Origin of the sequence: Variovorax glucosi (genome assembly GCF_051216695.1) — a bacterium.
Taxonomy (GTDB): Bacteria; Pseudomonadota; Gammaproteobacteria; order Burkholderiales; family Burkholderiaceae_C; genus Variovorax.
The window spans coordinates 1-315 of the sequence record NZ_JBPJZE010000058.1; the positions used below are offsets into that span (position 1 = coordinate 1).

Sequence of the window (315 nt, forward strand, 5' to 3'; positions counted from 1 at the left end):
CGGCAGTCGCGAACAGGGGCACCAGCAAGGTGGTGACGTTCATGCCGAATTGCGGCACATCCTGCGGTTCGAAGAACAGTCCCTGGATGAGCAACCCGCCCGCCAGGCCGATGGCCGCAGGCGCCAACCCGAACACCAGCAGCAGGGTCGTGCCGAGAATCAGGTGCACCTCGGACACGCCCACCGGGTGATGCGGCAACACTTCGAAGAAGCAGAACACCAGCGCAATGGCAATGGCCGAGCGCAGCGCCAGGGCGGCAAGGCCGTCCTTCACGGCCGTATCGAAGGCCACCTTGCCCGTATAGGCGAGAGCAG

Annotated in this window: 1 protein-coding gene; it reads right to left on the minus strand. The window is 65.1% G+C overall.

Annotation, left to right across the window (positions count from 1 at the left end):
• Positions 1 to 315, minus strand: a 315-nt coding sequence (locus tag ACSFA3_RS22805) for an energy-coupling factor ABC transporter permease (RefSeq protein ID WP_435507741.1), incomplete at both ends; no start/stop codon positions are given.